Origin of the sequence: Longimicrobium sp. (genome assembly GCF_036280135.1) — a bacterium.
Lineage (GTDB): Bacteria > Gemmatimonadota > Gemmatimonadetes > Longimicrobiales > Longimicrobiaceae > Longimicrobium.
The window spans coordinates 1-8,308 of sequence record NZ_DASURI010000551.1; the positions used below are offsets into that span (position 1 = coordinate 1).

An 8,308-nucleotide genomic window follows, 5' to 3' on the forward strand; every position below is an offset into this window, starting at 1 on the left:
GCAGAGTACTTCGTCGCGCGATGAAGTACTCTGCGTCCTCTGCGGCTCTGCGTGAGAATGCAGTTGTAGTTGTTTTCCGCAAAAAGGCCCGCCCCGACACGATCTGTCGGGGCGGGCCATCCTGCATCAATCTGCCGTCTACCGTCGCGGCACCCGGATCACACCGGGACCGGAAGCAGCGTGCGGAAGGAGTTGCGCGCGCGGTTCAGCCGGCTCTTGACCGTGCCCACGGGAATGCCGATCTCCTCGGCGATCTCCTCGTACGTGCGGTCCTCCACCTCGCGCATCACGAACGGAATGCGGTGGTGCTCGTCCATCTTCTCGATGGCCTCGTCGATCGCCTTGCGCAGCTCGCTGCGGTACGCCTCGCGCGACGGGTCCGCCGCGCCGCTCGCGAACTCCACCGGCCGCGTGGGCTGGCCGCTGGACGAGCTCTCCGGGCGCATCTCCGAGAACGCCGTCTCACGCCGGCGCGAACGGTTGCGGAACTCGTTCTTGAGCAGGTTGTTCGCGATCGTGTGAATCCACGTCGAGAACTTCCGTGCCGGGTCATAGCTGTCACGCGCGCGGTGAATGCGCAGGAAGGTGTCCTGCGTAAGGTCCGCCACGCGCTCCTCGTCGTTCAGGCGCTTGCGAAGGAAGCCCTGGATGCGCGGCTCGTAGCGCTCCACCAGCTCGCGAAAGCCGGCTTCCTCCCCCTGCGTGTACCGCTGGAACAGCTCCTCGTCCGCCATGTCGCGCAGCATCGACCGGTCGGTGGGCTGGCGGGTGCCCATCCGTACGCGGTCCGGCCGCACGCCCCGCGTGGAGACGTGCCTGGGCGCCTCGAAGAGCGCCGCCGTGCTGCTCAGGTCGATTGCGGTTTTCATGGTGATGAATCTAACTGCTGAGGAATGATTTGTCGAGGGTTTGGAACAAAACCGTCTTTGGTTAACCCCTTGTTAATCTGCTATTTACGGGGCCTCTCCGCCGGCTTCGCGGCGCCTGCGGGCCCGGGTGCGGGCATCGGCGATGTTGAACGCCAGGAAGATGATGCTGCCCAGCGCCAGCTGCACGTAGAACGTGAGCATGCGCCACCCCGCCGTGGCAATGCCGATGAGCCCCGCCGGCAGCAGCGCCTCGTACACCAGGTAGAACGCCGCCTCGGCCCCGCCCGTGGCCCCGGGCGTGGGGATGAACATCATGGCCGTGAAGATCACCCACTGCAGCAGGAAGAACAGCACCGGGTCCACCCGCGCGCCCAGGAAGAACGCCAGGGCCGTGACCACGGAGTATCGGCAGCTCCACTGCACGGCCGTAATGAGGAACGTGAGCAGGAATCGGCTCTTGCCCCGGCGAATCACCAGCCGGTGCACGCTGCGGAAGTCCTGCCACGTACGCCGGAACTTGCGCTTGAGCCGTGCCGTAAAGCGCAGCCCCTTTGCCCGCGGCCGCTGCCCCAGCGTGCCCCGCAGCACCGCGGCGAACAGCAGGCGCACGACGAGGACGGCGGCGATGCCGATGCCGATCACCACCAGCGCCTGCCCCTGCAGCTCGCGCCCCATGGACGCCAGCACGGGCAGCTCCCACGCGCGCGACAGGAACACGCTCACGGGGATGGCCACGAGGAAGAACGCCATGTCCTCGATGTAGCCCAGCGTCACGATGCTGGCCGCGTGCCCCTGGGGAATGCCCTTCTGCACCATCATCCCCCAGCGGAACACCTCGCCGCCGCTGGAGGTGGGGAACACGGACGACGACAGCTCCGCGCCCAGCGTGACGCGGAACATGTCGCGAAAGCTCACCCGGTGGCCGATGAACCGCGCCCAGATCAGCAGGCGCAGCGTGTTGGTCACCCACGGAAACAGGGCCAGGAAGAGGGCCAGGTACAGGTACCGCAGGTCCGGCCGCCCCAGCTCTCGCAGCTTGTCGTGGTCCGTGGCGAACCACGACAGGGCCAGGTTGCCCAGCACGCCGAACGGCACCAGGAACAGCGCCGTGCGCAGCACGCGGTCCAGCCCCCTGGAAAGGCCGGGCTTTTCGCCGGAGGTCCCGGCCGGGGGCTGCGTCATGGGCGCGACGTCCGACGGTGCTGATCCACGATGGTGCCGTAGCTCTCGATCAGTCTGCCATTGATGGCGGCCCAGTCCCGCTCGCGGGCCGCTTCGCGTGCCTGCATCCCCATCCGCGCGCGCCGCTCCGGGTCCCGCAGCAGCGTCTCGCACTTCTCCGCCAGGTCCGCCGGGTCGTTGCCCCGGGCAATGAACCCCGTCTGCCCCGGCTGCACCAGGTCCGGCGGGCCGCCCCGGTCCACCACCACGGCGGGCAGGCCGGACGCCTGGGCCTCCAGCACCACGTTGCCGAACGTTTCCGTGGTGGAGGGAAAGACGAACACGTCGCCCGAGGCGTACCACCGCGCCAGGGCCTCGCCCGACTGGTGGCCGGCGAAGTACGCGTCGGGAAGGGCGGCCTGCAGCTCGCCGCGCATGGGTCCATCCCCTACGAGCACCAGCCGGTGCGTGTTTCCGCGGCTTCGCAGCACGCGCTCCATCTCCACCAGGTCCGCCATGTCCTTTTCCTTCACCAGCCGGCTCACCATCAGCAGGATGGGCGTGCTCTCGTCCGCGCCCGCCTGGGCCCGCAGCTCCGCGCTGCGGTGCTCCGGGCTGAACCGCGCGAGGTCTATGCCGCGCGACCACAGCTCCGTGTTGGTGATCCCGTGCTCCCGCAGCTCGTCGATGATGGCGTACGTGGGCACGTACACGCGCTCGCAGCGGTCGTAGAACCGCTTGAGCATCCGCCACCCGAACCCCGCCGCCCACGGCGCGCCGTAGTAGCGAAAGTACGAGACAAAGTGCGTGTGAAAGCTGCTGACGACGGGAACTCCCCGCTTCGCCGCCCACTTCTGCGCCTTTGACGCCATCGGGGTCGGGCTCACGACGTGGACCAGGTCCGGCGTCCATTCCTCCACCTCGCGCCACACGGCCCGGCCGAACGGGCTGCTGACGCGGTAGTCCGGGTAGAGGGGAAAGCGGACAAAGCGCACCGGCCGCACGCGCCCGCTCCACGAGATCTCGGGCCCCGGGACGAACGGCGAGTAGACGCGAAAGTCCACGCCGCGCTGCTCCAGGAAGCCGAACAGCTGGGCCAGCGTGCGCGACACGCCGTCCACGTGGGGAAGCAGGCTCTCGGTGAAGTAGACGACCTTCATGCGCCCGGCCCCGTGCCGCGGCCGCGCCGACGGGTGTGTGCTGCTGCGTGCACCGGATGAGGATGCGGGTGAGTGGCTGGGGTGGACGCCGCAATCTAGCGCCGGGCGGGGCGGGTGCCAAACGGGGCGATGGGAGGTTCGTGCCGGAATGGAGGGATCACGCGGCGGGCGGAGCGCCCCCCATCCCTGCCTTCCCCCATAAACGACATGGGGAAGGTGATCACAACCCGAGCACGATGGCCGGGAGTCTGCCGGCCCGCGGAGGGCCTCTATCCCGGCTCCCGCTTTGTGGAGAAGAGGAGAACAGATCGGCCTCAGCCGATTTGCCCCCTGGGGAGGCAGGCAGGTCCGCGAGGGCCCCTCAGAAGACAGCTCCCGGACGAAGGCCCGCCACGGTGCAGGGAGCCCGTTCGAAGTCTACACCCTCTCCCGCGCAGTTTGCGGGAGAGGGACGCGAGGAACGAGCGGGGTGAGGGCCCGCGGGGTGAGGGCCAGCGGGGTGAGGGCCCCCGCCGGAACTTCCGCCGGACGGCTCCGGTAGCACTCTGGACGCGTTTGTGACTATCTTTCAGTCCCAATCCGCCCGGCCCTCCCCCGCCGGGCCGCGAGGTCCCCCCGCAGGAGAACGGTCCCATGCGCAAGAGCGTGCTCACCCTTGCCGCGGCCGCGCTGGCCCTGTCGGCGTGCGCCGGCGACGGCACCGGCCCCGGCAGCGCCGGCGAAGGCCTGTCCCAGCCGGAGCTGGTCCAGCTCAACCGCGCCATCCTGGGCATCAGCGCCGGCGTGCGCGGCCACGCCCGCGGCGCCAGCCTGAGCACGCGGACGGGCGAATCGCTCGGCACCGGCTCGCTCACGTTCGACTTCAACGACACGGCGCCCTGCCAGCCCGCCGGCAGCGTGGGCGTGGCCGGCACCATCGGCATCTCGTGGAACGACGCGGCGCAGACCGGCGGCCTTTCCGCCGACTTTGCCGTGGCCCACGACGGGTGCGCCATGCGCCTGGACAACGGCCAGCTCGTCACCCTCACGGGCGACCCCGACATCGACGTGATGATGGACGCCGCCACGGGCCCCGGCGGCCTCACGGCGCTGCGCATCACCGAGCAGGGCGCGTTCACCTGGGCCCGCGACGCCGGCAACCACGGCCGCTGCACCGTGGACGTCGTCGCCGAGCTGAACCCCACGACGGGGCAGGTGGTGCTCTCCGGCAGCTTTTGCGGGATGAACGTCACGGGCACCTACCAGGGCTGACACACCCCCGCCGCTCCGCGTATCCGCCCCCGTCCGGCACCGTCCGCGCGGGGGCGGATCGCCTCCGGGCCGCCGTCCAGGGACGCAGGGGTGGGGCGCCAGGAAAGAGCGCCGTCCACCCGCGCCGGTAGCGCCTATCCACGTTTGCGGCTATGTTCCGGGAAACCGCCGGGCACCCTCCCCGTCCGGCGGCGCACTTCCGCGGGAGATCTCCCTTGATGCACAAACCCTTTCTGGCCACCGTCCTTGCCGCGTCCGCGATGGCCGCCTCGGCGTGCTCGGGCGACGGCGCAACCGGACCGGAGCCCGGCGGCGGCGCCACGCTTTCCGCCGCCGAGGTCACGCAGCTCAACCAGGCCATCCTGGCCGCGAGCGTGAGCGCCCGGGAAAGCGGCACCCCGCCCGTGGGCGCGGCCACCGGCGCCATGGGCTACACCTTTACCCAGACGGCACCCTGCCCGGCCGGCGGGAACGTGGACCTGGACGGCGACATGAACATCGCCTGGAACACCACGGCGCGGACGGCCAGCCTCTCCACCGACTTCGCGGTAAAGCACGGCGCCTGCGGTCACCGCATGGACAACGGCAGCGTCGTCACCCTCACGGGCGACCCCGACATCGACGTTTCCCTGGACCTGTCGACGGGCCCCGGCGGCCTGTCCTCGCTCTCCGTCCGCGAAACGGGCGCGTTCAACTGGTCCCGCGACGACGGCAACGGCGGCCGCTGCTCCATGGACGTGACCGCCACGCTGAACGCCTCGACGCGCGTGGTGTCCATCTCCGGCACCTTTTGCGGGGTTCCCGTGACGGGCCGGTTCCAGGGCGCCTGACGCGCCGTCCTCCGCATCCGTTCGCCCCCGCCCGGCACCGTCCGGGCGGGGGCGAACGCGTTTGGGCCCGCGGCACTGGCCCCCGGGCGGCGGACGGGTTAGGCTGCATTGTCGACATCGCTCCCCATCCGCCGAGCCCGAATGCCCGATCCCTCTCCGCCGCACGCCACGCGGCGGCCGTCCGTGCTGCTGCTGGCCGCGCTCACGGGGCTCACGGCCCTGTCCATCGACATGAGCCTGCCGGCCATGCCGCAGCTGCAGCGGACGTTTGGGGCGGGGGTGGGCGCGGTGCAGCTCACGCTCAGCCTGTTCCTGGCGGGCTTTGCCGCGGGGCAGCTGGTGTGCGGCGTGGTCGCGGACCGCATCGGCCGGCGGCCCGTGCTGCTGGCGGGGCTGGCCCTGTTCACCGCGGCGGGGATCGCATGCGCGCTCAGCCCGTCGCTGCCCGTGCTGGTGGGCGCGCGGCTGGTGCAGGGGCTGGGCGCCAGCGTGGGCCCCATCCTGGCGCGCGCCATTGTCCGGGACTGCTTTGCGAGCCGCGAGGCGTCGGGCGTGCTGTCGCAGATCACGCAGGTGATGATCGCCGCGCCCATCGTGGCGCCCACGGCCGGCAGCCTGCTGCTGACGGCGTTCGACTGGCTGGCCATCTTTCTCGTCCTGGGCGCGGCGGGGCTGGTGCTGTGGCTGGTGGCGTGGCGCGGGCTGCGCGAGACGCTGCCGGCGGCCGTGCGCCACGGCGAGCGCGTGCCCCTGCTGCGCAGCTACGCCGCCGTGCTCACGCACCGCGACAGCCTGCGCCACGGGCTCACGACGTGTTTTTCATACGGCGGGATGTTCGCCTACATCAGCGGCTCGCCGTTCGTGCTGATCGACGCGCTGGGGGTGCCGCGCACGCTGTTCGGCGTGCTGTTCGCCCTGCCGGCGCTGGCGCTGATGGTGGGCGCCACCCTCAACCGCCGGCTGGTGACGCGGATGGATCCCGCCCTGCTGCTGCGCCGCGGCGTTCTGGCGGTGTTCGGGGCCGGGCTGGCGCTGGCGGTGCTGGCGTGGCTCGACATCGGTGGCGTGCCGGGCGTGATGGTGCCGATGATGGCATACATGCTGGGATTGGGCCTCGTGCAGCCCAACGCCACGGCGGCCGCGCTCGCGCCGCACGGGCGCGCGGCGGGCGTCACGTCGTCGCTCATCGGTTCGGCGCAGACGGCGGCGGGCGCCATCTCGGGGTCCATCGTGGGCGCGTTCTACGACCACACGCCGCGCTCCCTGGCCACGACGGTGGCCGTGGCCGGCATCCTCACCCTGCTCGTGCACGACCGCCGGGGCCCCGACCGCGACACCGCCGAGGAGGAGGCCGTGTCGCCGCCTCTCGTCGTGGAGGCGTGAGCGGGACGCTCCTTCTCCGGGGCGCGACGCTCGGCCCGTCCTGATCCGGCGAGGGCCGTCCCCCAGCCGGAGCGAATGAATTCGCCGCTGGAAAGGCACGAAGTCCGCCTGCGCGGACTGCCCCGGCACAGGCCGGTCCAGGTGCAGCGGAGCGGCCCCCGATGGCGAGGAACGAGCGGGTGAGTGCCCCGGACGCCCAGCCCCGGACGGAAGCGGGTGAACCCGCCGCTGGGACGGCGGCAAGCCCCGTCTCGCGCTGACGCGCGGTGCGAACGAGGCTTCAACGTACCGGAGGCGAAGCCCGCGCCGCGCGCCACAGCCCGTTCGAAGTCTACACCCTCTCCCGCGCAGTTTGCGGGAGAGGGACGCGAGGAACGAGCGGGGTGAGGGCCCCAGCGGGGTGAGGGCCCGTCCTTGCGACAGGCGTTTGCATCCGCCAACCTGAGAGACGGTGGCGCGCGGCGATCCCCATCCGCCGTACCCGCGGTTGCCGGCTGTCCCCCGTCCTTCGTCTCCCGTCACCCGCAGTTCAACGCCGATGTCCGTTTCCCTCGTCATGCTCCCCGTCGCGCTGGCCATGCGCGTGGTCATGGGCAAGGAAAGCTTCGAGGAGTGGCTGCGCAGCAACGAGGCGCGCGTCACCACGGAGCTCCGGAGCCAGGCGGAGCTCCTGCGCACCGTCCGCAGCGCGGGCTACGACGCGGACGACTGGGGCGGGCTCATCAAGACGCACATCGACGGGGAAAAGGAGTTCATGTGGTGGCGGATGGAGGATGGAAAGTGGATCGCCATCTTCTCCAAGTTCCAGGTGCCCGCCATCTCCGACCGCTTCATCCAGGACCTGGAAGCCAAAACCGGGCGGCGGATCTTCGTCCGGGAAGACGCGCCGCCCGCCGCCGCCGTGGCCGAGCGGGAGCGGACGAGCATCTATCCCACGAACTTCCGCGACGGCACGCTGCTGATGGAGACGCTGGAGCGGTTCGGCATTCAGGCGCAGGTGCAGGCGGACGGCTCCATCACGGCCGCGCTGGGCCGCTCGCCCGTCGTCTTTCGCCCCGCCGGCGAGACGGCGCCGTACTCGGTGGAGATCGGCGAGGCGCCGGACCTGCGCGGCACGTTCGAGCAATTGTCGCGCGTGGACGAGGCGTACAAGCAGGGCGTGCAGGGCGCGGCGCTGGCCACGCTGCGCGAGCGCATTCGCGGCAGGAACATGAAGATCGAGCGCGAGGAGGTGCTGGAGGACCGCTCCGTGCTGCTCACCCTGACCATCGGCGGGGGCTGAGCCGTGCTCGCGCGTGAGCAGGTCCTGGACGTCTGCGCCAGCTACGGCGGCCCGGACTGGTGGGTGCACCCCGCCATCCCCGGCGACCGGCTGTCCAACGCCCGCGCCACATGGCGGCGCCCGCCGGAGGGCGACGTCATCGCCTTCCTGGACAGCACCGTCTTCGGGAGCGGCAAGGAGGGGCTGGCGATTCTCCCGGACGGGCTGACCTGGCACTCCGGCAGCGCCAGCAAGGAACGGTGGGAGTACACGTGGCGCGAGCTGGCCGCCGTGCCCATCCGCATGGCGGGCACCCTGCTGCAGATGGGCCGCGGCGCGCTGAACCTCGCGGGCGTCTCCATGAGGCGCGAGGACTTGGTGGGCTGCCTGCGC

7 protein-coding genes and 1 pseudogene are annotated in these 8,308 nt (G+C 71.1%); 5 read left to right on the top strand and 3 right to left on the bottom strand.

The window, feature by feature from the left end:
• Positions 1 to 158 precede the first annotated feature (158 nt).
• The 3 genes from VFZ20_RS17690 to VFZ20_RS17700 form a co-directional block, all read right to left on the bottom strand.
• Entirely contained in the window at positions 159 to 869 is a 711-nt protein-coding gene (locus VFZ20_RS17690; protein WP_329685247.1) for an RNA polymerase sigma factor, read from the bottom strand.
• A gap of 84 nt (positions 870 to 953) precedes the next feature.
• A complete protein-coding gene (locus VFZ20_RS17695; RefSeq protein WP_329685248.1) occupies positions 954 to 2,051 on the bottom strand; it encodes a lysylphosphatidylglycerol synthase transmembrane domain-containing protein in 1,098 nt (365 codons plus the stop codon).
• Positions 2,048 to 3,190, bottom strand: coding sequence for a glycosyltransferase family 1 protein (locus tag VFZ20_RS17700; protein WP_329685249.1), 1,143 nt, complete (start codon positions 3,188 to 3,190; stop codon positions 2,048 to 2,050). The genes VFZ20_RS17695 and VFZ20_RS17700 overlap by 4 nt, the downstream gene beginning before the upstream one ends.
• A 633-nt stretch (positions 3,191 to 3,823) precedes the next feature.
• Between VFZ20_RS17700 and VFZ20_RS17705 the strand changes: the two genes are divergently transcribed.
• From VFZ20_RS17705 to VFZ20_RS17725, 5 genes and pseudogenes are all read left to right on the top strand, one after another.
• The gene (locus VFZ20_RS17705) at positions 3,824 to 4,441 is read left to right on the top strand and encodes a hypothetical protein (protein ID WP_329685250.1); all 618 of its coding nucleotides are present in this window, start codon (positions 3,824 to 3,826) and stop codon (positions 4,439 to 4,441) included.
• Between the two features lie 218 nt (positions 4,442 to 4,659).
• The gene (locus tag VFZ20_RS17710; protein ID WP_329685251.1) at positions 4,660 to 5,271 is read left to right on the top strand and encodes a hypothetical protein; all 612 of its coding nucleotides are present in this window, start codon (positions 4,660 to 4,662) and stop codon (positions 5,269 to 5,271) included.
• Between the two features lie 141 nt (positions 5,272 to 5,412).
• Entirely contained in the window at positions 5,413 to 6,654 is a 1,242-nt protein-coding gene (locus VFZ20_RS17715) for a multidrug effflux MFS transporter (protein WP_329685252.1), read from the top strand.
• Positions 6,655 to 7,192: 538 nt separating this feature from the next.
• Complete coding sequence (locus VFZ20_RS17720) at positions 7,193 to 7,936, top strand: hypothetical protein (RefSeq protein WP_329685253.1); 744 nt, start codon at positions 7,193 to 7,195, stop codon at positions 7,934 to 7,936.
• A 3-nt stretch (positions 7,937 to 7,939) separates the two neighbouring features.
• A pseudogene (locus VFZ20_RS17725) lies at positions 7,940 to 8,308 on the top strand (hypothetical protein); the annotation flags it as partial.